Genomic DNA, 21,915 nt, shown 5'->3' with positions numbered 1-21,915 from the left:
ATTACCTTAATCGTCTAATGCACGCGAAATTTTTTCATATAAATCATTCGATAAATGATCAAGGACAAGTAGTTGGTTCAATGCCTGTTTCATTAACGTTTGACGCACTTGATCATAACGTTTGAAACGAATTAATGGATCAATCAGTCTGGCGGCAACTTGTGGATTCTTCTGATTTAACTCCATCAAAATCTCAACTAAAAATTGATATCCGTGCCCCTCTTTATGATGAAATGCGACAGGATTATTCGCCACAAATTGACCAATTAATGCGCGGACTCGATTAGGATTGGATAAACTAAAAGAACGGTGGGTTAAGAGGCTTTTCACTTTAGCCAGTACATCAGGTGCTGGGCTGGTTGCTTGTAAAGCCAACCACTTATCCATCACTAATCCATCGTGATGCCATCTGTGATCAAAATCCGCCATAAGTTGATTAGCACAGTCAAGCTGCGCTTTCATTGCCGATGATAATGCAGCCAACATATCGGTCATATTATTGGCTTGCCAATACTGCTGTGAGATAAGTTTTGAAGCGAGTTCAATATCAGGAATATAGGCAATATAAGATAAGCTTAGATTTTTTAACGCGCGTTTAGCCATATCATCGTGTTGAATATGATAGTCTGGCGTCTTATGCGTATGATAAATCGCTAACCACTCATCTTGTAATGCATTAGCTAGTTGTCTAATTAAGGCTTGGCGAACCTGATGAATAGCATCCGGATCTACGATGTCGAACAGATTCGCAATCTCATTTTCTGATGGTGGCGTAAGCGTCAGCGCAATTAAAGCGGGATCTAACTGGGTAGAAAGTAGTATCCCCCTAAATGCATCTATTATCTGTTCAGTTAAAGCGATAAACCCGTCAGCCTTTGTGTGTGCAATATTTTGATCGATAGAGTGATAAAACAATCTTTGTGCGGCATCATAGCGAGTAAAGGCATTCGTTGCATGTTGAAGTAAAAAGATTAATTCCTTGACGTTGTAGTCATAATGCAGTTTAACTGGCGCTGAGAACTCACGTAATAAAGCGATAACTGGCTGAGTTGGAATCTGATCAAAGATAAATGTTTGCTCAGTTTCAGTAATATTAAGAATAGAATCGATTGACTGACCTTGGAATTGCAGAGCAATAGGTTGACCATGATCATCGTATAACTCTATGTCTAAAGGAATATGCAACGCTTGCTTTTGCGTTTGATCGGGGGTGGGCTTAGTCAGTTGCTTAACCGTTAAGTGATAGTGTTGTAATTCGGCATCATATTTGGTTGTAACAAATAATTCAGGCGTACCCGATTGGCTATACCAACGGCGGAATTGGGTTAGATTTATACCAGAAGCATCTTCCATGGCTTGCACAAAATCATCACAAGTAGCAGCCGTGCCATCATGCCGTTGAAAATAAAGTTTCATACCAGCTTGGAAAGCGTGTTCACCCAATAGCGTATGCATCATACGGATCACTTCTGATCCTTTTTCGTAGACAGTCACCGTGTAAAAATTATTCATTTCGATGACTTTGTCCGGTCTTATTGGATGGGCCATAGGGCTGGCATCTTCGGCAAATTGGGGACCACGTATAATACGGACATTATTAATACGATTCACCGCTCGTGAGCCGAGATCAGAACTAAATTCTTGATCACGGAAAACCGTTAGCCCCTCTTTTAAACTTAATTGAAACCAATCACGGCATGTAACACGATTACCGGTCCAATTGTGGAAATATTCATGACCAATCACCGACTCAATGCCTAAATAATCCTCATCGGTAGCGGTTTCTGCTTTCGCCAACACAAATTTAGAATTAAAAATATTTAAGCCTTTATTTTCCATGGCGCCCATATTAAAGAAATCCACCGCCACAATCATAAAAATATCGAGATCATATTCCAAGCCAAAACGCTGCTCGTCCCATTTCATGGCATTTTTTAAGCTTTGCATCGCCCAATAAGTACGATCAAGATTACCTTTATCTACATAAATTTCCAAATCAATGTCGCGCCCACTATGCGTGGTAAATGTATCGCGTAAAATATCAAAATCGCCAGCGACTAAAGCAAAAAGATAACTTGGTTTTGGAAAGGGGTCTTGCCATTGTACCCAGTGCCTATCATTATCTAATTCACCACTCGCAATACGATTGCCATTGGAAAGTAAATAAGGATAGTGATGTTTATTGGCTGTAATTCGCGTTGTAAAACGGGCTAATACATCGGGGCGATCTAAATAGTAAGTGATATGTCGAAACCCTTCGGCTTCACATTGCGTACAGAGTGCCTCACCAGAGACATATAATCCTTCAAGAGCGGTATTATTAATAGGTTGGATCTCATTAACAATCGTTAATGTAAAGGTGTCAGGGACATCTTTAATAATCAGTTGATTCGGCGTTAGTTGATAGTCATGCCAAGGCTGCTCATCAATATTGACCGAAAGTAACGTTAGCGCCTGCCCATCTAAGATCAGATCTTGCGCTTGAGGGCTATTTCGGATCACGCGACTTCGGGCTATCACCGTAGTCACTTCTGGCGCTAGATTAAAATCTAAATCAATATCGGTAATGGTAAAATCTGGTGGCGTATAGTCTAATCGATACTTGGCTGGGGTTAAATTATGGTTCATGTTGCACACTCATTTTTCAGTTATTGAACGACGAATTATTTAATTATAGCTAAAAATGTTTAGAATAAGTGATAAATATACGCGAAAAAATTAATTCTGCTATAATCAATAAACGATCCTGTTTTTTTAATAAATTACTCATGTTTATCAATAATAAAAAGAACTTATCCGTTCCGATATTAACATCAATTTTAGATACTGATGCATATAAATTACATATGCAACAAGCGGTCTATCATCATTATCCTGATGTGACGGTCGCTGCTGAATTTCGTTGTCGTAGCGATGATTTACTTGGCAGTTATGTGCAAGAAATTCAACAACAAGTGAATTTAATGCAATCGCTTAGGTTAACTGATGAGGAATATGACTATTTATCTTCACTCCCATATTTCAAACAAGACTATCTAAATTGGCTGAAATCTTATCGTTATAATCCCCGTCTGGTTAATATTCAAAGTATCAATGATCAATTGCATATCCGTATTGAAGGACGCTGGAAAGAGGTGATTTTATGGGAAGTGCCCTTACTTGCGGTGATTAGTGAAGTGGTACATAAAGATCGTACCCCAGACATAGGAGTGAATGAGGCAGTCGCACACTTAGAAAATAAACTTAAATTATTTCATAGCCAGAGCACAGATCTCGATTTATCTGGCTTTAATGTGATGGACTTTGGAACAAGACGTCGCTACTCATTTAAGGTTCAACAGGCTGTAATTGATTATTTAAAACAACATTTCCCTAATTTCAATAGTACGAGTAATTATCATTTAGCCCATACGCTAGGCTTACAAGCGGTAGGTACTCAAGCGCATGAGTGGTTTCAGGCTCATCAACAAATCAGTCAACATTTAGGCAATTGTCAACGTCAAGCCCTGCAAGTTTGGCAAGATGAGTATGCCCATCATCTCAGCATAGCCTTAACCGATTGTATTACTATGCAAGCATTTTTACGAGACTTTGATATGCCATTTGCTACTCATTATCAAGGTCTGCGCCACGATTCTGGCGATCCGATTGCGTGGGGAGAAAGTGCCATTCAACACTATCTTAATTTAGGTATTGATCCAACGGAAAAAACCTTGGTTTTTTCCGATAGCTTAAATTTAACAAAAGCGTTAACCATTTATCGCCATTTCCATAAGCGCGTTAAATTGGCTTTTGGTATTGGCGGTCATTTGACTTGCGATCTTCCCCTTACTGAAAACGCTAATACTAAAACACTCAATATCGTTATTAAGCTCGTTGAATGTAATGGCAAACCTGTGGCAAAATTATCCGATAGTCCAGGTAAAACTATTTCGCAGGATGTTGCTTTTATTAATGCACTAAAAAAAGCATTTCAGGTAATACCGCACTAACAACTATTTTATTAAATTAATGTTTATCCATAATTAAAAAGAGAGTTTTCTATGTCTATTGCAACAGTAATTGATGTATTACAGGGAAAAATAGCGGTAGGAAGTACCGTCACCGTACAAGGCTGGGTAAGAACTCGCCGTGATTCAAAAGCAGGATTATCGTTCCTTAGTGTTTATGACGGATCATGTTTTAACCCTATCCAAGCAGTAATTGAAGACAAGTTAAGCAATTATCAACATGACGTTTTACGTTTAACTGCCGGTTGTTCTGTTAAAGTCACCGGCAAGATTGTAGAATCATTAGGTCAAGGTCAACAAGTTGAATTACAAGCATCAGTGGTTGAAGTTGTAGGTTGGGTGGATGATCCTGATAGCTACCCAATGGCAGCCAAACGCCATTCCATCGAATACCTCCGTGATGTTGCTCACTTACGCGCCCGAACCAATATTATCGGTGCGATGTCACGTGTAAGACACACATTAGCCCAAGCTATTCATCAATTCTTTGATCAGCAAGGATTTTTCTGGCTTTCAACACCACTGATTACCGCATCGGATACCGAAGGCGCGGGTGAAATGTTCCGCGTATCAACATTAGATCTGCTAAACTTACCCAAAAACCAAGCTGGCGAGATCGATTTTGATCAAGACTTTTTTGGCAAAGAAGCGTTCTTAACCGTATCAGGTCAGTTAAATGCCGAAACGTATGCTTGTGCGCTATCTAAAGTCTACACCTTCGGTCCGACTTTCCGTGCTGAAAACTCCAATACCAGCCGTCATTTAGCTGAATTCTGGATGGTCGAGCCAGAAGTTGCCTTTACCGATTTAAGTGGCATTGCTGAATTAGCCGAAAAAATGCTGAAATTTGTATTTAAAGCGGTGTTAGAACAGCGCGCTGATGATATGCAATTTTTTGCACAGCACGTTGATAAACAAGCCATTACTCGATTAGAGCAATTTATTACCTCCGATTTCGCTCAAGTTGATTATACCGATGCCATTGAAATTTTATTAGCCAGTGGTCATCCTTTCGAAAACCCTGTTAGTTGGGGAATTGATCTCGCTTCTGAACATGAACGCTATCTGGCAGAACAGCATTTTAAAGCACCAGTGGTCGTAAAAAATTATCCAAAAGATATCAAAGCGTTTTATATGCGTATGAATGATGATGGTAAAACCGTAGCCGCGATGGACGTGTTAGCCCCAGGTATAGGCGAAATTATTGGGGGCTCACAACGTGAAGAACGTTTAGAACAACTTGATCAGCGTATGCTTGAAATGGGGCTAAATAAAGAAGATTATTGGTGGTACCGTGACTTACGTCGCTATGGCACCGTGCCACATTCAGGATTTGGCTTAGGTTTTGAACGGCTTATTGCTTATGTCACAGGAATACAAAATGTTCGGGATGTTATTCCATTCCCAAGAACGCCACGCAATGCCAACTTTTAACGCTAAACTCCTAATTTGTGTCTAAAAAATAGACAAAATATACTCACTTTAGTATTAGACAACGGTTTTTTAGAAAAGTTCTCTTGATTTTAATGTAAAATCAATATAACGTGTAGCACTGAAACTAAATGGCAGTAACTCAGAATAAATTTTGGTTATTGCCTACTTATAACAGACACCAAACTCGCAATTAGAGCAGTGGCAGGTGTCTTAAATAAACATTAACGAGGGTATAAAATGAAACGTAATTTATTAGCTATCGCTATCCCTGCTCTTTTAGTAGCGGGTGCGGCAAACGCTTCTATCGAAGTATGGAACAAAGACGGTAACAAATTAAACATCAACGGTCGTGTAAAAGCTGTAAACCATATTACTGATAGAGATAATAAGATTGATGGCGAAGGTGACAAAACTGAAGCACGTTTAGGTTTTACGGGTGAAACTCAAATCACTGATTCCGTATCTGGTTATGGTCGTGCTGAATGGAATACTAAAGCGAACGGTGGTAGTGTTGAAACTCGTTACGCTTTTGTTGGTTTAAACTTCGGTGATATCGGTTCTATCGACTACGGTAAAAATGACGGTATTGTTAAAGCAATTACTTCTTATACTGACGTATTACCAGAATTTGGTGGTGATGCTTCTGGTAAACAATATTTACTTTCAGAACGTACAAGTGGAGTTGTTACTTACCGCAATAGTAACTTATTTGGTTTAGTCGATGGTTTCGACTTCGCTTTACAATATGCCGATGGAAAATCGTCTGGTAAATACGGACTTAATGAAGATGATAATGGTATTGTAAGTTGGAAAGAAACGGATGCTAGAATTCAAGAAGCATACGGTGCAAATTTTGATTATAAAATCTTAGATACAGGTTTATCATTTGCGGGTGCATATGCTCAAGCTAGAGGTGGCGATGACAGAACTTGGGGGGCGGGTTTAAAATATGATGCTAACGACCTATATGTTGCCGCTATTTACGTAGATGGTAGAAATAAATTAATTGACGAAGAAGATAATGAGTCTTACAAACTAAAATATCGTGGTTTTGAAGTTGTTGCTCAATATGGTCTGGACTTTGAAGTTGGTCGTTTAACTCCTTCTATTGCTTATGTACAACACAAAGCTAAAGTTGATGAGAGCTTTGATTTAGTTAAATATATAGAAGTTGGTGCATCTTATGACTTCAGCAAAAATATCACTGCAATTGTTGATTATAAAATCAACTTGTTAGATGAAGATGATTTTGGTAAAGCGAATACTAAAGACACTGTTGGTTTAGGTTTAATCTACCAATTCTAATTTAGATATCCTTGTATATTTAGATAATAAAAAAGACACTTCGGTGTCTTTTTTTATTATCTATCGTCAATAATAGTTTTTATCTACTATGATTAAATGGTATTTGAGTTATATAGATTACGCAATGATATACCGATATAAAATTAGTTTTTCCTTTTATATCCCATCATTTTACGATTACTCTTAATCAAAAATTATATTATCATAATTGTTCACCATTTATTAACAGGCAATGAATAAGCCAACATAGCGGCTTAAATATCAAATTAGATACAATAATTAAGTGCTAACGTAAAAAAAGCGTATCATTTATTATCATGCAAAAAATGGGTATTTAGCATAAATGTTACATAAAAAACATAATAAAGTACGCTTAAATATTATAGTAATATCGGATAAATTCTCATTAAACAAAACCGAATTATAAAATTACTTTTTAAAAAAGAATTGATTCATTTTTCACTATAAATATATTTACTATTCTTTGACCATCTCTTGTTCAATTAACATAATTAAAATATGAATAATTTTGATATGGACTTCTTGGATTCGATCCGCATAACCAAAATGAGGAACTCTAATTTCCACATCCGCTAGATTTGCCATGGTTCCGCCATCTTTCCCTGTTAATGTGATGACTTTCATCCCTTTGTTTTTAGCGGCTTCTATTGCTTTAATGATATTGGCAGAATTTCCTGAAGTTGAAAGCGCAAATAGTACATCGCCAGATTGGCCGACTGCTTCAATATAACGAGCAAAGACAAACTGATAGCCGAAATCGTTACCAACACACGATAAATGACTAGGATCAGAAATAGCGATGGCAGGATAACCCGGTCGATTTTCTCGATAGCGTCCCGTTAACTCTTCAGCAAAATGCATTGCATCACAATGAGAACCACCATTACCACAGGACAGCACTTTACCCCCCTGTTTAAAACAATTTGCTAATAATAGAGCCGCCTCTTGGATAGTTTGAATATTATGGTTATCGGTTAAAAATTTATCTAAAACGTCACTGGCTTGTTTTAATTCAGCCTTTATTTGATGATGATACATAAAACAGATCCTCTAATCATTGATATAAGTTGCCATTCTAACAACTTATAGTTAATTTTATACTCTTGAGATAAGTGGTTAACTTAATAGCAATTTAATTGAAAATATGCATAAGTTAGCACAACATTTAGGATAAGTGTTACAGATTTAATTTAAATCAACCTATTTAATTATTGTTGTATATGGATAGTCGTTAAAATCGAATGCAGTAAGAGTAATATTATCTGGATAATACATCAATGATGATCATTATTTATAGGATAACCCCATAAAGAAAAAAGGATCCCCAGTAGGGAATCCTATTTAAACATGGCGGTGAGAGAGGGATTCGAACCCTCGATACGTTGCCGTATACACACTTTCCAGGCGTGCTCCTTCAGCCTCTCGGACATCTCACCTAAATTCTTTCATTAAATATATAGTCATAAGGCGACTTGCTAGGACGCATACTATAATGATTCCTTAGCCGTTGGTCAAGTGTCTTAATTAATGTAATACCACCTGAGACCCAAATAAAATCATCAAAATGATAAAAGATGATACAGTCATTAAGGCAAATTTTAAATCTTTATTCATAACTCTTTACTCCATAACAAATTTTTTATAACTATAGCGATTGTGTAGCATTTAACCAAATAAAATCCACTACACCTACATGATTAAATTTTATGCTATTTTAATTCTTTATAGTGTTCTGTTAAATCAAGCGCAATCTCTACGGATTCATCTAAAAAAGCATCCGGAATTTTATACTCTTTCGGTAGCTCATCTATACTAGCAATAGGCGGCAGTGACATCTTATTTAAACGGGCATTGACTCTAAGCAATTCTCGTTGGTCATTTTCATGTTGCTCTTGTTCTCGCTTTGCTTGGTTAAGCGAGAATATATATTGATGCGCTTTTTGTTGATTAAGTCGTTGAATATCCTCTTCAATATAATTAAATTCTGGATTTACTTTTATGCGCTGTTCATGCTTTAATTTCATCTCAGGTAATATATCAGAAATATTCCCTATTTTATGATAGCTAGCGACTGGCACACTATCCCATGGTAATGCATTATCCATAAACCGTTCACCCGTTTCATAAGCCAGTTCTGAATTGGTCATGGCAATATCAGGGCTTACGCCTTTCAATTGTGTACTGCCACCATTAATACGGTAGAATTTCTGAATGGTGTACTGTACACCACCTAAGGCTGGCCAATCAGGATGGATTCTTTCATCAATAGGATAAGCAATATTTCTTAATGTTTGTACCGTACCTTTACCAAACGTTGTTTCACCAACAATCACTGCTCGACCATAATCTTGGAGTGCAGCTGAAAATATTTCAGAGGCCGATGCACTATAACGATCAACTAAGACGACCAAAGGACCATTGTAATACACCACATTATCCCGATCCTGATATTGGGTAATATGCTGCAAATTATCTCTCACTTGTACTACAGGTCCAGATTGAATAAATAGCCCCGTCAGAGTAATCACTTCCCCTAATGATCCCCCGCCGTTTGATCGTAAATCGATAACAACGCTATCCACTTTATCCTTAAGTTCAGCTAATAAATGGGTCGTTTTTTCGGTTAAACCAAGATAAAAGCTTGGGATCTCAAGTACACCAACTTTGCCGCGTGATGTTTCAATAATCGAGGATTTAACTTCCTTATCTTCAAAATGAATCGTATCACGTTTTAACTCTATTGTTTTAGGTTTGGCATTACTATTAGCAGATAAGATCTCAAGCCTCACTTTCGATCCTTTTGGACCACGAATGAGATCAACAATATCATCTAATCGCCATCCAATGACATCTTCAATCGGTTTCCCTTTCTGCCCAACACCAATAATTCTATCACCTATGGCTAATTGCTTACTTTTTTCAGCGGGTCCCCCAGTAACGAAAGAGACAATTGTTGCATAATCTTCTTCCATATTGAGTGTAGCGCCGATCCCCTCAAAAGAGAGGCTCATATCTGAATCAAAATCACGTTTTTTACGTGGCGCTAAATAACTGGTATGGGGATCAATTTCTCTAGCAAAGGCATTCATAAATACCTGAAAGGCATCTTCGCTATTATTTTGGATTAAAATTTTAAGTACTTGACGATAGCGTTTTTGAAGTATCTCACGAATTTCTTTTTCATTTTTACCCGTTAACGCTAAACTTAATTCATCAAACTTTACTCTTTTTTGCCAGTAAGCATCTAATTCTTGCTCAGAAACTGGCCAAGGCATTTTTTCGCGATCAAAATCAATGGTTTGATCATCGCTAAAATCCATTGGCTTTTCTAATAACGATAAGGCATATTGATAGCGTAAAAATCGTTTTTTTAATACGAAATTGTAAATATTGAAAGCCGTGGTAAGATTACCCGTTTTAAGCTCGCGAGCAAACACTGTTTTTTGTGGTTCAAATCGCGCAACATCCGCCGCTGTCAGTAAAGCCTTACTAAAATCAAGCTGTTTAAAATAGCGATCAAAAATCCGTTCTGAAAAATCCTCATCCAAGATGAAATGATGATAATGGGATTGAGTAAAGTAATTAGTAACACGGCGAGAAACGATTTTATGTATCGGATCTTGGGTTAACTGGGGTAATTGCTCAATAGTATAGTCTTTAGCAAAACTTATATTACAAAATAAACATAACCCCACAATACCAGCGATTATCTGTAATAATTTTTTTTTCATCCAATTTCTCGCGTTAAAAGTCAACTTTATACGATATAGTTTGAACTTATTTAATAATATATTCCGATTTAACGGTTAATTCCATACCCGATAAAAGTTTTACTCGCACATTATCTTTCTCATTAGCGACAAATATGGCTGCAACAGGCTTGCTACTTAAATTAACTTTAACTTGATCCCCAGCATGTAATGTGGCTAAATCAACAGGCTCTATTGAAACGGCGTCTTTTGCTTTTCCTGATGTTGTTTTACTTTTTTTGCTAACTTTGTTTATTGAACTATTCGCTGCGGATTTAACTACTTTGGTAGTACGTTGTCCTTTATTTGCGACTTTTTCTGCTTTTTGTTGTTCAATTCGTTGCGCTTTTAATTTATCTTTCCCTTCTTTCAATTTTAATCTTGCATGCTCTACATGTTCAGCCGTCAACACACCACATGGGTTACCATCTAAATCGACACGCACTTGATCAGCTTTAATGCAGTGTAAATAACGCCAGCTTAATGTGTAAGTACGTAAAGCGGCACGCAATCTGACCTTACTAAATAACGTTTCATCATCTAAGCGTGCGACGATATCTTGAAAAATACCAATTTTGAGCGGTTTTGCTTCTCCTTCAACTGAAAAGCATTGAGGGAATTGTGTAGCTAGGTAAGAAATAATATCTTTACTGGTCTTAAATTTAGATTGGTTTTCCATTTAAAGTTCCAAAAACAACAAGAGATAAAAAACAGTGTTTATTATAATAACTCATACGCTAAAGTACATAACAAATATCAGTTATTTTAATATTTCCAATAAGTATCTTAATTTTATTAATATCAATAATTAAGTTTAGTTGTTGGATATCATCACAAATTAATTCTAATATGACAATAAATAATGCGATATTTTTCGCTAATCCTAGACCTTATAATGATGTATTCGGTTATTTATTCTCTTTTTTGTTGATTTAATGAACGTCATCAACTTATTTTATCCCAGCCTAGGATAACGAATGCAAAATTTGTTTTGCTTATCTATTAATAGGTGAAAAGTGATTTTTTATACGTTTCTCTGTTTTTTACGTCACGCTTTTATCACCGTTAGTTTTCAAATAATTATCATTTAATTTTTAGAGTAAAACATTTTTTTTGTTTTTATAGGTGTAAAATGGATTCATCATGGATAAAGGGACACTGATAAGGAAATATGTGTTATGAAAGGAACTACGTTAACAAAAGATACGTTGCCAGAAGCATTTGGTAATAAGTGGGGATGGTTTATTGTCATTGGGGCTATTTTATTATGCCTTGGCTTCTTTGCACTGATTTATCAATTTTTTGCGACGGTATTTTCTGTTTATTATATTGCGCTTTTACTTATCTTTGCTGGTATTACCCAAGTGGTCCACTCTTTTCAAATTAAAGGATTCGGTCAAACCGCACTTTGGGCGATAATGGGCATACTTTATATCGTCACAGGAGTGGTCGCCATTTACAATCCAATCCTTGCGTCTTCAGCGCTGACCTTAATGATGGCTATATTGCTCTTAGTGGGAGGGACAGTACAAATTATGGGAGCGCTACATAATCGTCATATCCCGCAATGGGGATGGTTACTGTGCTCTGGTATTATTACCTTTATTCTAGGACTATTAATCGTGGTAGAATGGCCAAGTAATAGTGTATGGGTTTTAGGTCTGTTTTTGGGCCTAGATTTAATTTTTCAAGGTTGGGCTTATATTAGTATTGGTATTGCGCTTAAATCCACTCAACGCCTGATGTCACATTGAGAACATAAAAAAACAAAGCGGATAACTCATTTCCGCTCTGTTTACTTGATTGTGATACTAGCCTGAAAAACGATCGCTATTTATTATAATGACGATGACTTTTAGCTAAGATTTCTGCCATCGATTGTAAAATACGATGGTAATTTTCAAAGCGAGTAGCACTAATTTTATTTTGTCCCACAGCCTGTTGTAACGCACAACCTGGATCGTATTGGTGAGTACAGTCGCGAAACTGACACGTACCTAAATAAGGGGCAAATTCAATAAATCCCTGACTTATTTGTGCTGGCTCTAAATGCCATAGACCAAACTCACGTACCCCCGGAGAATCAATGATACTTCCCCCTTCAACTAGATGATATAATTTAGCCGTAGTGGTAGTATGTTGACCCAATCGCGATGCTTGTGAAATTTCGCCAATATTGGCAGGTTGTAACCGTTCAGGTAGGAATAAATTGATCAAGCTTGATTTACCCACCCCCGATTGCCCAACAAAAATCGAAACATGGTCTTGGAGTCGTGTTCTTAGTTCTGCAATACCTTCTCCAGTTTGCTTTGAAACGAATAAAGTTTGGTAGCCAATATCTTGATAAATAGCCAATTTATCCGCCATGCGTTGTCGTTGATCGGTGGAGAGAAGATCCACTTTATTTAAAACAATGATCGGTTTAATACGCATTGTTTCACATGCAACCAGATAACGATCAATAATATTGAGAGATAACTCAGGAACGACTGCTGAAACAATAATGATTTGATCAACATTAGCCGCAACAGTTTTTACGCCATCATAAAAGTCTGGGCGCATAAATTCAGTTTTACGTTCTTGAACTGCCTCAATGATACCATTGGTGTGACCATCTAGACTCGGGCGCCACACGACTCGATCACCGGTCACTAATGAAGGGAGTGTCCGGCGAATATTACACCGGTGGATATGTCCTAATCGATCTTCAACATCCGCCAATTTGCCATAGCGGCTGATCACTAATCCTTCATGGGCATCACCAAATAAGGTGTCAGGTGGTGCGACGTCCTTCTCTGCTAGCTCTTTATGTAATGCTTGAGACGTTAATTTTCTACGCTGTTCATGATTGGCTTGAACTCGCCGTTTCTGATTTTTTGATAATTTATTTTTACTCACAATATCCTGTTGGTTTGGCAACGTTAAATGTTAAAACTGTGTGGTAGATATGCTACACTACTTGCAACAAAAAAGATAATTTCTACAGCGGTTAATTATGACAAACTTATCTTCTAATAGTAAAAACAATCTTATCTGGATTGATTTAGAAATGACAGGACTTTCACCAGAGCAGGATCGGATCATTGAAATTGCCACAATCGTCACCGATTCCAATCTTAATATTTTAGCAGAAGGCCCTGTTTTTGCGATTAATCAATCAGAACAGCAATTATCATTAATGGATGATTGGAATATCAATACGCATACGCGTACCGGTCTGATAGAAAGAGTCAGAGCAAGTACCGTAACCGAACAGCAGGCAGAACAACACACGATCGATTTTTTAAAACAGTGGGTACCAGAAAATTGTTCGCCAATTTGTGGCAATAGTATTGGTCAAGATCGACGTTTTCTATACCGCTATATGCCAAAGCTTGAGGCCTATTTTCACTATCGATACCTTGATGTAAGCACGTTAAAAGAGTTAGCTAAACGCTGGAAACCAGAAATCTTAACGGGTTTGACTAAACACGCTACCCATCAAGCCTTAGATGATATTAAAGATTCGATTGCTGAATTAGCTTACTATCGTCAACATTTTATTCAAGAATAAACTCTTTATGCTCACGATTTATACTTTATTACTTTATATCATACAGCCTTTAATTTGGTTACGTTTATTATTGCGTAGTTTAAAAGCGCCCAATTACCGTCAACGTTGGTTAGAACGCTATGGTTTTTGTCATAATAAGGTAATACCGAATGGGATATTAATCCATTCGGTATCGGTTGGTGAAACGATTGCAGCTATCCCTTTAATTAAAGCATTGCAGCAACGTTATCCAGATTATCCGATCACCGTAACAACCATGACCCCTACAGGGTCTGAACGCGTGACAACCTTATTAGGCGATTCCGTTAGTCATGTTTATTTACCCTATGATTTGCCGGGCGCCATTCATCGTTTCTTACGCACAGTAAAACCTAAGCTTGCTATTGTGATGGAAACCGAATTATGGCCAAATTTTATTACTGGACTACATAAAAACAGTATTCCACTGATTATTGCTAATGCGCGGTTATCGGAACGTTCTGCCAAAGGTTATGCAAAATTTGGCAAGTTTACCCAAGCTATTCTAGAAAAAATTACTTTAATTGCCGCGCAAAACCAACAAGATGGCAATCGTTTTGTTCAACTTGGATTACCTGCATCACATTTGGCGGTAACGGGCAGTATTAAATTTGATATTTCACTTACCGATTCGCAACTCACTCATATCGAGCAGTTAAAGCGTGAATGGCAACTTACCCGCCCCGTATGGATTGCCGCGAGTACCCATCATGGCGAGGATGAAATCTTACTACAGGCTTATCAACATATCTGTGTTACCCATCCTGATCTATTATTGATTTTAGTGCCTCGTCATCCTGAACGATTTAAAAAGGTAGAAAAATTAGTTGCCACAATGGGGTTACGCTATCAACTGCGTAGCCAAAATCAGCCCCCTTCACCACACACTCAAGTCATTATAGGTGATACGATGGGGGAATTATTGCAACTTTATGCCTTAGCTGATATTGCTTTTGTGGGGGGAAGTTTGGTTGAACATGGTGGTCACAATCCATTAGAACCCGCATTACATCAATTACCCATTATAGTGGGGCAACATACATTTAATTTCCGTACAATTAGCCAGCAACTTGCAAAAGCAGGCGGGCTCTGTATCGTCTCCGATCAACCTCAAGAACTCGCTAAGCAAGTCACCCACTTATTGGATAATAGAGATCATGCGATTGCGATGGGTAAAAATGCCTATCAGATCTTAAAACAAAATCAAGGTGCCTTAAATCGATTACTTGAATTAATTGGGCGTTATATCCCTCATGAATAAGGCGCATCAATTTGGCGTGTTATTGGTTAACCTTGGCACGCCAGAAAACTTATCCTACTCAGCTGTCACGCAATTCTTGACCGAGTTCTTACTTGATCGTCATGTGGTGGATTTACCCGCGTTGTTTTGGAAGCCATTGCTAACAAAAATTATTTTGCCACGCCGAATCCCTAACACCATCAATAATTACAAAAAAATTTGGCTATCGGAAGGATCGCCATTATGGGTTTACAGCCAACAACTGACGCAAACTGTTGCCGCACAACTACCTGATATTTCATGTAAACTTGCCATGACATATGGTCAACCAAACTTAATGGAACAAATAGAATGCTTAAAATATTGTGACCGAATAAGAATTATTCCTCTGTTTCCCCAATATTCGACCACCACTACGCTACCTATTTTAAACAAAATTAAACAAATAACAGCAAATTGGGTGAATCCGCCTTACATTGAATATATCCCTGATTATGCTAATGAATCACTGTATATCACCGCCTTAACCGATACGATAGTCGCTCATGTTAAGCAGCATGGTATACCAGATACCCTGTTACTCTCTTATCACGGTATACCTATTAAGTATATTAGAAAAAGGCAAGATAGTTATTTAACACGTTGTGAGCTAACAACCCATATCCTTAAACAGCAATTACAGCAATATGGGTATCATTTAGAGATAATGCACAGTTATCAGTCACAATTTGGCAAAGGGGAATGGTCGAAACCAGATACGACAACAATGTTAACCGAGCTTGCAGCTAAGGGAAATCATCATGTAGCGGTGGTTTGTCCTGGGTTTGCCGTAGATTGTGTTGAAACATTAGAAGAAATAGCAACGTTTAATCGTGAAAAATTTATACAGTCTGGTGGTACGGATTTTTATTATATCTCAGCCCTTAATAATTCAGCTGCCCACGTAACATTATTATTACATTTGATTCATCACGCTTCTGCGTTACCGCTGTCGCCACCTTAAATATATCCTGATCGTTTTTACCATAATCAAAACGATCAGGATTTTAAAAAAAATGAATGATACCGATTTTATTGGTTTTACAATGTTAATTGTTTTAGCCAAGCAGCTACATCGTTACCAAGGTGCTCATGGCGCACAGCATATTCAATAAATGCTTGAACATACCCTAATTTGTTACCGCAATCGTGGCTTACGCCTTTAATGCAGTAAGCATCGACGTCTTTATAATTCATTAACATGGCAATGCCATCTGTTAATTGAATTTCATCGCCAGCACCAGGTGGCGTTTTCGCTAATAATGGCCAAATATATTCAGATAAAACATAGCGACCCACAATCGATAAATTAGAGGGGGCTTCGTCGATAGTGGGTTTTTCAATAACACCAAACATACGTGTATTTTCCCCAGCCGATAAGCGCTGTCCTTGGCAATCGACAATGCCATAAGCGGAGACTTTATCTTTCGGTACAGGCTCAACCATAATTTGGCTATGTTTGGTTTCATGATAATTGTGAATCATGGCCGCTAAATTATCTTTTTCTAAATTACTCTTATATTCATCTAAAATAACATCTGGCAATACCACCGCAAAAGGTTCATTACCAATCATGGGATAAGCACATAATATTGCATGCCCAAGTCCTTTGGCTAAACCTTGACGTACACTAGAGATAGTGACATGTTTAGGACAAATTGATTGTACTTCTGCCAATAATTGTCGCTTAACGCGTTTTTCCAGCATTGCTTCTAATTCAAAACTGGTATCAAAATGATTTTCAATAGAGTTTTTTGACGAATGGGTAACAAAGATGATTTCAGTGATCCCAGCGGAAATACATTCATTCACAACATATTGTATCAGCGGTTTATCAACCAAGGGCAACATCTCCTTGGGAATCGCTTTAGTGGCAGGTAACATACGTGTGCCTAGTCCCGCTACTGGAATCACGGCTTTGGTCACACGATTGGTGACGGATGGAGTAAAATGAGAAAACATAGATAAATCCTTATTTAAATTATTTATATCGATCTTAAAATAATTTATTCGCTATGATAATGCGTTCATATCATTATGACATTCTATCATTAGAGAATGTGCATAGTTACTGCCTATTTTTATCCTACTAGTTTACCATTAATCTAGACAATGATGATATTAACAATCTATCTATAACATTATAATTAAAACCGTTTTGCGCCAACAAACAATTAAAAAACACTTATTCGTTAAAACCCTGAGTGAATATTTATAGAAAATATCCTTAGGGTTTTGACAATCGGGAAGGCATTTATTCTGATTTAATCGGCAATATTTAATCTATGGCATAATGAAATTCATTATTAGCGATAACACGCATCCTTATCAACTAAATAAGCGATGATTTAGGTACAGTCAGATGAATATAATAGACTTAACGCTTATGCGTGATAAAACAATTAGCTTTTTATGAAAGTGCGTAAGCAGCTTAAGAAAATTTGGGATAATAGCTCAAAATTCACTACAGAAATATCCTTATTTACTGCAATAAATTCTGAGCTAGTCATATAATTAAACTTTTATTATTGCATTTTCATCCATAAAATTATGAGTCTACTCTATGACTCTACAATAACAAAAAGCTAAGTGGTTAACTAAATTTATTCGAACTCATTTAGTCTATTTCCTACGTCCCTGTACCAGGTTATTTCCATAAAAAATCCATTTTATAACCTGCAGACGTAACCAATCTAACTAAGTTAAACTAGTTATCGTCTTTAAATATAATACGACAAAAAAATGAACAATTTCAATGGGGAAAATTCTATTTTACATCTTTTGAGAACAGTTTTACTTTTTCTTATTAAACCCTAGGACAAAGCTGTAATTCTTTACATTAAAAGCATTGTTATAAACCATCTTTATTAATATGAATGACATTAAAAAATTGACCTTTATTTATTATCAAAATCAAACAATGTGCTTAATTCGACATCTAAATTTTTAGCTATGGTATTAATTATCTGTAAAGTGGGATTTCTCACACCTCTTTCAATACCACTAATATAAGTACGATCTAAACCGCACTTATCAGCAAATGCTTCTTGGGACATATTTGTCTTCTTTCTCAACAACTTTACCTGTTGGCCAAATTTATACTGAATGTTATTTGCGTTTTTCATCTGATAAGTATTACGTTTAGTTGCTTATCAAACCACAGACTATAAGTCACAATTTATGAATTTTATGTTATTATTTTTATGGATAACCAATATCGTTATATCTTAAACATTAACCGGAGGTAAATATGAAAAAAAAAGACTGGCACCGTGCCGATATCATTGCCGCTATTAAAAAGAAAGGAACGACACTTTCAGAAGTTTCAAGGACAACGGGTTATGCTCCATCAACCTTAAGTAATGCATTTAGCCATTCTTGGCCAAAAGCTGAAAAAATCATTGCCGATACAATAGGCGTACATCCCTCTGAAATCTGGCCATCTCGGTATAATAAAAAGAGTAAATAAGCAATGCTTACATTTCTATTTATGCTTTTGATCGCCAGCAGAAAACATCATATAGTGATTACAGCATAGTTGATCTAAAAGGAGACTTATCTATCGTCTCCTTTGTTATTCTTATATCCATTTAACAAGCAGCAAATGCATTTGCTACCCTATTTATATTATTATGATTAAGTCCAGCGACACACATACGTCCATTCTCTACCAAATAAATGCCATATTGTTTACGTAATGCATCAACCTGCTCAGGACTAAAACCAGTGTAACTAAACATTCCGCGTTGTTTGATTAAATAATCAAAATCGTATTGTGGCTGTTTTTCATTGAGTGATTCAGTGAGTAAGGTTCTCATTAAACAGATACGCTCCCGCATTGCATTTAATTCTTTTACCCATAATTGATATAAGGTGGGATCGGTTAAGATAGTACTCACCAACTTAGCCCCATAGCTTGGTGGACTTGAGTAGTTACGGCGAATTGTGGCTTGCAATTGACTTAAGACATGTTTGGTCTGTTTCGTGTTCGCACAAATAATAGAAAGACCACCAACGCGCTCACCATAAAGTGAAAATATTTTTGAAAAAGAGTTGCTGATCAAACAAGGTAAATTAGCCTTTGCCATAGCACGAATCGCATAAGCATCGTCGTCAATCCCTTCGCCAAAGCCTTGATAAGCCAGATCTAAAAATGGGATGAGCTCACGTTTAACTAACAATGGAATTAATTGATCCCATTGCGCGCGCGTTAAATCACAACCCGTAGGATTGTGGCAACAAGGATGAAGAAGAACAATACTCTTTGGTGGTAATTGTGCTAGGCAGTCCAACATCCCCTCAAAATCAATGTCTCTAGTTTGCCAATTAAAATAAGGATAGTAGTGAACATTAAAACCAGCACCATTAAAAATAGCGATATGATTTTCCCAAGTTGGATCACTAACCCATACCTCTGAATCAGGAAAATGGGACTTTAAGAAATCTGCCCCCACTTTTAGCGCGCCAGATCCCCCTAAGGTTTGTATTGTTGCAATCCGTTGCTGCTGTAATATAGGATGATCTTCACCCAATAGCAATTTAGCAATAGCTTGCCGATAAGATAACAATCCTTCCATCGGTAAATAAAGCGGTGCTTGGTCGGGTAATTGTTGTAATTGCTGTTCTGCATATTTCACCGCCGATAACTTCGGCACCATCCCTTGTTCATCATAATATAAACCAATACTGAGATTAGTTTTATCATGACGACTATCGGTATTAAACGCCTCAACTAATGACAATATCGGGTCACCCGCATAAAATTCGACTGATTCAAACATTTATTTGTACCCCTTGATAGACATAGAATGATGATTAAACTAAATTTTATCTATTCAATAATGAAACCTCTATAGATAAGTATTTGAATAAATTACATTTTAATTTAAGTATTTAAATTAAATGTACTCGAATATGTACACATAATGCAATTCAAAATGAAATAATTTTAAAAAATTCACTTTGACTTTGCTAATTTAGCAAAAAAAGTACCCACACCAAACCGCCTATGCAGTGGTTAATTGAAAAACGCACCCAATTGATTTTATTAAAATCAAATTTTGGGAAAATTAAATCTGTATAAACAATCGTATAACTAAAAAATTTTGCTGCAAAGTATACAACAATAGACCCCAATAAATAGTTAAAAAAATATTCTTGACTACGCGCATGCTTTAAGCGCTAATAAATAAATTAACGCTAACGATTAACTATAGTGTGTTGTTTGTATAAACTAGAAAAAATAAAGGGGAAAGAGCATGACGAAAGCCGTAGCAGTATTAGGAAATGCTACCACTACAGGCGGGCGTATTATTCAAGCCTCGGCAATGAGTTTTGATGGGCAAAAAGGGATCGCGGTAGTCGGTGATCTGGTTTCATGCCCAAAATGTGAAGAGGGTAAAGGCGTTATCGTCACTGGTGCAGATAATTTTATTTTAGACGGTAAAAAAGCGGCTTATGATGGCTGTGTTGTTGCCTGTGGCTGCCCGATTGGCAGTAATAGAATCATCGCCTTTAGTGATATTTATATTGATGCGCCAAATTGCTGTATTTCCAGAACCTCTTTTTCCCTATCCGGTCGTGCTGAGAAATTAACCGATAAGCAAAGAAAGGATATTAAGCAAGACGCACAGGACCTAATAAATTATGCCGATAAACTTCGCGAAAAACATTTATATTATCCCAATATTAGCCAAGAGTTTCGGCGTGAAGTAGAGCACTTCACAGATAGCCTTGTTAAACGGGTCGAAAATGGTAGCATTAGCTATGAAAAAGGTAAGCAAGACATTAAGAAAGAAAAAGATAGTCTTGCTGAACAATCTCTACAGTGGCTATCTAATGGCTTATCTATATTTGGGGGTGTTGGACAGATAATGGGCGGTTTTGCCCTATGTGGCTCTGTTGGAGGCTGTATACTTGGTGGTTTTCTGATCGCTCATGGCGCTAATAATATTTATGAAGGTGCAACGGGGATAGGTAACGGCATAATGAACGCGTTAGATAACGGCCAGCGTAGTTTAAGTGTTGACGGCTTCACCCGTGAGGGCTATAAATCTATGGCGCAAGTAATAGGCTTCGGTCCTGAGGTGGGCGACGTGGCTTATGATTTTGCCGATCTTGGAATATCTATTCACGGTAAATTGAAATTAGTGACAAAACTCAATGAGTTTGGCGATCCTAGATTTAAATTATTTAAATATGGTAGACAGGATTTAGAAAGAGGGTATAAACAAATGAGTAATGCATTATTGGAAGTGGAAGCATTCTCAGATTTAATCGCAGTGCGCAAAATTAAAATTAAGCTAAATAATTATTTTATTTTATCTGAGAATAAGCAGAACATAACAATGGCAATTACCAAGCCACAAAAAATAACCAACGTAAAGAAAATTGTAGAAAATTGCGCATTAATAGCAGCGGGTAAGATAAGTGGTATAGGCTCCCCTCATTATTATTTATGCCAACAAGTAAATAAAAAAACTTACCAAAGAGATAGTAACGGCAACATTATTAACAAGGGGTATTAAATGAGTTTTAAAATAATCC

General features: G+C 36.9%; 17 protein-coding genes and 1 tRNA gene. 9 read left to right on the top strand and 9 right to left on the bottom strand.

All coding sequences use genetic code 11. The features are described 5' to 3' along the window. Positions 1–6: 6 nt before the first annotated feature. Positions 7–2,628: an aminopeptidase N gene (gene pepN / locus O970_RS08345; protein WP_024496655.1), complete on the bottom strand. Its 2,622-nt coding sequence runs from the start codon at positions 2,626–2,628 to the stop codon at positions 7–9. A gap of 140 nt (positions 2,629–2,768) precedes the next feature. Here pepN and pncB point away from each other — a divergent pair, with 140 nt between their 5' ends. The 3 genes from pncB to O970_RS08330 all read left to right on the top strand — a co-directional run bounded on the left by pncB (position 2,769) and on the right by O970_RS08330 (position 6,749). Next, complete coding sequence (gene pncB / locus O970_RS08340) at positions 2,769–3,992, top strand: nicotinate phosphoribosyltransferase (RefSeq protein ID WP_024496654.1); 1,224 nt, start codon at positions 2,769–2,771, stop codon at positions 3,990–3,992. A gap of 51 nt (positions 3,993–4,043) precedes the next feature. Further along, complete coding sequence (asnS, locus tag O970_RS08335) at positions 4,044–5,444, top strand: asparagine--tRNA ligase (protein ID WP_024496653.1); 1,401 nt, start codon at positions 4,044–4,046, stop codon at positions 5,442–5,444. A gap of 237 nt (positions 5,445–5,681) precedes the next feature. Further along, positions 5,682–6,749: a porin gene (locus tag O970_RS08330; protein WP_024496652.1), complete on the top strand. Its 1,068-nt coding sequence runs from the start codon at positions 5,682–5,684 to the stop codon at positions 6,747–6,749. A gap of 477 nt (positions 6,750–7,226) precedes the next feature. Here O970_RS08330 and lpcA read toward each other — a convergent pair whose 3' ends face one another. From lpcA to proQ, 4 genes are all read right to left on the bottom strand, one after another. After that, positions 7,227–7,808 (bottom strand): D-sedoheptulose 7-phosphate isomerase, encoded by a 582-nt coding sequence (lpcA, locus tag O970_RS08325; RefSeq protein ID WP_024496651.1) that lies wholly within the window; start codon positions 7,806–7,808, stop codon positions 7,227–7,229. 310 nt (positions 7,809–8,118) lie between these two features. Then, positions 8,119–8,206: transfer RNA gene (locus tag O970_RS08320), tRNA-Ser, on the bottom strand. Positions 8,207–8,479: 273 nt separating this feature from the next. Next, on the bottom strand, positions 8,480–10,501 hold the full coding sequence (gene prc, locus O970_RS08315; RefSeq protein WP_024496650.1) for a carboxy terminal-processing peptidase: 2,022 nt from the start codon (positions 10,499–10,501) through the stop codon (positions 8,480–8,482). Positions 10,502–10,547: 46 nt separating this feature from the next. Continuing rightward, positions 10,548–11,198, bottom strand: a complete 651-nt coding sequence (gene proQ, locus O970_RS08310; protein ID WP_024496649.1) for an RNA chaperone ProQ — start codon at positions 11,196–11,198, stop codon at positions 10,548–10,550. A 499-nt stretch (positions 11,199–11,697) separates the two neighbouring features. Here proQ and O970_RS08305 point away from each other — a divergent pair, with 499 nt between their 5' ends. Beyond that, entirely contained in the window at positions 11,698–12,273 is a 576-nt protein-coding gene (locus tag O970_RS08305; protein WP_024496648.1) for an HdeD family acid-resistance protein, read from the top strand. Positions 12,274–12,349: 76 nt separating this feature from the next. Here the strand turns inward: O970_RS08305 and rsgA are convergent, their stop codons facing one another. Beyond that, complete coding sequence (rsgA, locus tag O970_RS08300; RefSeq protein WP_024496647.1) at positions 12,350–13,417, bottom strand: small ribosomal subunit biogenesis GTPase RsgA; 1,068 nt, start codon at positions 13,415–13,417, stop codon at positions 12,350–12,352. Between the two features lie 97 nt (positions 13,418–13,514). Here rsgA and orn point away from each other — a divergent pair, with 97 nt between their 5' ends. From orn to hemH, 3 genes are read left to right on the top strand one after another with little or no spacing between them, the layout of a single operon-like run. Beyond that, a complete protein-coding gene (gene orn, locus O970_RS08295) occupies positions 13,515–14,072 on the top strand; it encodes an oligoribonuclease (protein ID WP_024496646.1) in 558 nt (185 codons plus the stop codon). Positions 14,073–14,079: 7 nt separating this feature from the next. Next, positions 14,080–15,351, top strand: coding sequence for a lipid IV(A) 3-deoxy-D-manno-octulosonic acid transferase (gene waaA, locus O970_RS08290; protein WP_024496645.1), 1,272 nt, complete (start codon positions 14,080–14,082; stop codon positions 15,349–15,351). Beyond that, entirely contained in the window at positions 15,344–16,333 is a 990-nt protein-coding gene (gene hemH, locus O970_RS08285) for a ferrochelatase (RefSeq protein ID WP_024496644.1), read from the top strand. Before waaA ends, hemH begins: the two co-directional genes overlap by 8 nt. 77 nt (positions 16,334–16,410) lie before the next feature. Here hemH and galU read toward each other — a convergent pair whose 3' ends face one another. Together galU and O970_RS08275 are read right to left on the bottom strand one after the other, a co-directional pair. Further along, positions 16,411–17,331 carry a UTP--glucose-1-phosphate uridylyltransferase GalU gene (galU, locus tag O970_RS08280; RefSeq protein ID WP_036563127.1) on the bottom strand — a complete coding sequence of 307 codons (921 nt, stop codon included), beginning with the start codon at positions 17,329–17,331 and terminating at the stop codon, positions 16,411–16,413. A gap of 935 nt (positions 17,332–18,266) precedes the next feature. Next, positions 18,267–18,425 carry a helix-turn-helix domain-containing protein gene (locus O970_RS08275; RefSeq protein WP_036563126.1) on the bottom strand — a complete coding sequence of 53 codons (159 nt, stop codon included), beginning with the start codon at positions 18,423–18,425 and terminating at the stop codon, positions 18,267–18,269. Positions 18,426–18,619: 194 nt separating this feature from the next. Here O970_RS08275 and O970_RS08270 point away from each other — a divergent pair, with 194 nt between their 5' ends. Beyond that, entirely contained in the window at positions 18,620–18,838 is a 219-nt protein-coding gene (locus O970_RS08270) for a helix-turn-helix domain-containing protein (protein ID WP_024496642.1), read from the top strand. 121 nt (positions 18,839–18,959) lie between these two features. Here O970_RS08270 and O970_RS08265 read toward each other — a convergent pair whose 3' ends face one another. Continuing rightward, the gene (locus O970_RS08265) at positions 18,960–20,150 is read right to left on the bottom strand and encodes an amino acid aminotransferase (RefSeq protein WP_024496641.1); all 1,191 of its coding nucleotides are present in this window, start codon (positions 20,148–20,150) and stop codon (positions 18,960–18,962) included. Between the two features lie 477 nt (positions 20,151–20,627). Between O970_RS08265 and O970_RS08260 the strand changes: the two genes are divergently transcribed. After that, entirely contained in the window at positions 20,628–21,896 is a 1,269-nt protein-coding gene (locus O970_RS08260; RefSeq protein WP_024496640.1) for a PAAR domain-containing protein, read from the top strand. Positions 21,897–21,915 lie beyond the last annotated feature (19 nt).

Origin of the sequence: Candidatus Schmidhempelia bombi str. Bimp, from assembly GCF_000471645.3 — a bacterium.
In the GTDB taxonomy this organism is placed as follows: domain Bacteria; phylum Pseudomonadota; class Gammaproteobacteria; order Enterobacterales; family Orbaceae; genus Utexia; species Utexia bombi.
This window is presented reverse-complemented; position numbering and strand designations above follow the sequence as displayed.

Excerpts from the sequence above, each read along its gene's own strand:
- pepN (WP_024496655.1), bottom strand. The coding sequence starts at position 2,628 with ATGAACCATAATTTAACCCCAGCCAAGTATCGATTAGACTATACGCCA.
- pncB (WP_024496654.1), top strand. The coding sequence starts at position 2,769 with ATGTTTATCAATAATAAAAAGAACTTATCCGTTCCGATATTAACATCA.
- asnS (WP_024496653.1), top strand. The coding sequence starts at position 4,044 with ATGTCTATTGCAACAGTAATTGATGTATTACAGGGAAAAATAGCGGTA.
- O970_RS08330 (WP_024496652.1), top strand. The coding sequence starts at position 5,682 with ATGAAACGTAATTTATTAGCTATCGCTATCCCTGCTCTTTTAGTAGCG.
- lpcA (WP_024496651.1), bottom strand. The coding sequence starts at position 7,808 with ATGTATCATCATCAAATAAAGGCTGAATTAAAACAAGCCAGTGACGTT.
- prc (WP_024496650.1), bottom strand. The coding sequence starts at position 10,501 with ATGAAAAAAAAATTATTACAGATAATCGCTGGTATTGTGGGGTTATGT.
- proQ (WP_024496649.1), bottom strand. The coding sequence starts at position 11,198 with ATGGAAAACCAATCTAAATTTAAGACCAGTAAAGATATTATTTCTTAC.
- O970_RS08305 (WP_024496648.1), top strand. The coding sequence starts at position 11,698 with ATGAAAGGAACTACGTTAACAAAAGATACGTTGCCAGAAGCATTTGGT.
- orn (WP_024496646.1), top strand. The coding sequence starts at position 13,515 with ATGACAAACTTATCTTCTAATAGTAAAAACAATCTTATCTGGATTGAT.
- waaA (WP_024496645.1), top strand. The coding sequence starts at position 14,080 with ATGCTCACGATTTATACTTTATTACTTTATATCATACAGCCTTTAATT.
- hemH (WP_024496644.1), top strand. The coding sequence starts at position 15,344 with ATGAATAAGGCGCATCAATTTGGCGTGTTATTGGTTAACCTTGGCACG.
- galU (WP_036563127.1), bottom strand. The coding sequence starts at position 17,331 with ATGTTTTCTCATTTTACTCCATCCGTCACCAATCGTGTGACCAAAGCC.
- O970_RS08275 (WP_036563126.1), bottom strand. The coding sequence starts at position 18,425 with ATGTCCCAAGAAGCATTTGCTGATAAGTGCGGTTTAGATCGTACTTAT.
- O970_RS08270 (WP_024496642.1), top strand. The coding sequence starts at position 18,620 with ATGAAAAAAAAAGACTGGCACCGTGCCGATATCATTGCCGCTATTAAA.
- O970_RS08265 (WP_024496641.1), bottom strand. The coding sequence starts at position 20,150 with ATGTTTGAATCAGTCGAATTTTATGCGGGTGACCCGATATTGTCATTA.
- O970_RS08260 (WP_024496640.1), top strand. The coding sequence starts at position 20,628 with ATGACGAAAGCCGTAGCAGTATTAGGAAATGCTACCACTACAGGCGGG.